Source organism: Pseudorhodoplanes sp. (assembly GCF_035565855.1).
In the GTDB taxonomy this organism is placed as follows: Bacteria; Pseudomonadota; Alphaproteobacteria; order Rhizobiales; family Xanthobacteraceae; genus Pseudorhodoplanes.
Window position 1 is genome coordinate 1 of record NZ_DATMRX010000203.1, and the last position, 2,202, is coordinate 2,202.

Below are 2,202 nucleotides of genomic sequence, written 5' to 3' on the forward strand. Positions count from 1 at the left end.
CAAGGCGGCAACGCGGTCCGGCTCCCGTCTGATGATCTGAAGCGCAGCCAAGGCCGCCGCCGCCATAGCCGGCGGCATCCCGACGCTGTAAACAAATCCCGGGCAGTGCGTTTTCAGAAACTCGATCAGGGGACGGCTGCCGGCGATATAGCCTCCCGTGGACACGAACGCCTTGCTGAGCGTTCCCATCCAGATTTCGACCTCGCCAGGATCGATATTCTGTTCCTCGGCGATCCCCCTGCCCCGCTCGCCCAGAACGCCGCTGGAATGTGCTTCATCGACGAGCAGCCACGCGTCGAAATGCCGTTTGATCGCGATCAGGCGCGCCAGGTCACAGACGTCGCCGTCCATGCTGTACAGCCCCTCGACCGCGATCATCGCGCGCCGAAAGCGTGACCGATTCTCGCGCACGAGAGCTTCGAGCGCATCCAGATCGTTATGCGGGAAAATCAGACAGGTGGCACCGGAGAGCTTCGCGCCTTCGATGATGCTGTTATGGGCGAAGGCGTCGGCGAATATCACGTCCTTGGACGACAGGAGAGACCCGATCACCGACACATTCGTGGCGTGTCCGCTCACGAAGCAAAGGGCATCCTGGGTATTGTGGAATTTCGCGAGCGCGGTTTCCAGCTCGCGATAGATCGCCCGCTCGCCTGCGGTCGGACGGCTGGCGCCGACCGACGTGCCATAGCGGTCGATCGCCTGCTTTGCCGCCTCGACCACGCGCGGATCACCGTTCAATCCGAGATAATCGTAGGTCGAAAAGTTGAGAGCGGTCCGGCCCCCGATCACCGTGGTATCGGCGGCGCGCCCCTCATGCGGCCGGAAGAACGGAACCTCGATCTTCAGCATGTCGGCCATGGCGCGCTGTACGCGGAGCGCCTGATATTCCGGCAGCGCAGTGAAGTCCGCGGCCTTTCGGCCGACGATGGACTGCGTGCTGCGACGCGGCTTTTCGATCTTTGCGGAAGGTGTATTCGCCGAAGCCCGCAGCTTATTCAGCAGACGGTCGGCAGCACTGCGTCGTGACTCAGTCAAATGATTCGATCCACTGCTTTTGCGCGGCGCATGACCGCAGCGCCGGTCGCGGCAATCTCGGATTCGGTCGCCGTCGCCGGTATCTCCACATGGCGCTCCGCCAAAACAGACATCTCGCCGGATATCGCTGCCTTGCTTTTGCTGCGCAGAATGCCCGTCAACCGCTGGCTAAGCTCGGAGATGGTGAGGCCCGATGTCAGAGACATCAGCGGGATGTCCAATGCCACCTGCTCTTCGAGCGACATGCGCAATTCGAGCATCATCAGCGAGTCCATGCCGAGTTCGGACAAAGGCCGGTTCCGGTCGATCTCGCCGGACGGCAGGCGCAACGTTCGTGTGATGGCGTCCCCGATCAGTTGTGCAAGCTTCTCCTGCACCTCGGCATCCGGAAGACCCCGCAACTGTTCAAGCAATTCCGCCGCGCTCTGCGATGAAGCGCCACCGCCGGCAAGATCGTCGAGGCGCAGGTTTTCGAACAGCGAGGAGCGAACGAGCTTGAGCTCCTTACGGGCCATCGCCCAGTTCATGCGCGCGAACACCACCGCAGCCGCGTTCACGTCGTAGGGGTCGCCCTGCAGCAGCGCTTGAAGCCCGGCAAGCGCCTCGGAGGCGGTCAGCATCGAACGGCCGAGCCGCTGCGACAGTGCGGCACCGGCTTGCTCATTGCGGGCAAGGTAGCCGGCATCGCTGATCGCGCCGAATCCGACCGCCAGAGCCGGCAATCGCTCGGCGCGCCGACGACGTGCCAGCCCTTCAAGATACCCGTTCGCCGCAACGTAACTCGCTTGGCCGATATTCCCGACCATGCAGGCGACGGACGAGAACAGCACGAAACAATCGAGATCGAACCGCCGGGTCAGCTTGTCGAGATTTGCGGCACCGGCGACTTTTGGCCGGAGGACAGCTTCGATCCGCGAGCGCTCGAGATTGGCGGCGAGGCCATCGTCCAACACCATTGCGGCATGGAAAACGCCTTTCAGCGGAATCCTTTCGTCGAGCGACCTGAGATAGCGTTCCAGCGCCGCAGCATCGCTGATATCGACCGCCGCGCCATGGACTTTGACCCCGCTCTTCTTGAACGCTGCAATCTGTTCCGCAACCTCTGCAGCCGGCTTGCCTGATCGGCTCACAAGCGCGAGATGGCGCGCGCCCTGAGTGACAAGC

General features: G+C 62.8%; 2 protein-coding genes. Both read right to left on the bottom strand.

Features of this window, described 5'->3' with window-relative positions; translation table 11 throughout:
- A partial coding sequence (locus VN004_RS11180) for an aminotransferase class I/II-fold pyridoxal phosphate-dependent enzyme (protein ID WP_325609940.1) occupies positions 1 to 1,038 on the bottom strand: 1,038 nt, incomplete at its 3' end.
- Positions 1,035 to 2,202, bottom strand: a 1,168-nt coding sequence (locus tag VN004_RS11185; protein WP_325609942.1) for a beta-ketoacyl reductase, incomplete at its 5' end; no start/stop codon positions are given. The genes VN004_RS11185 and VN004_RS11180, both read right to left, overlap by 4 nt.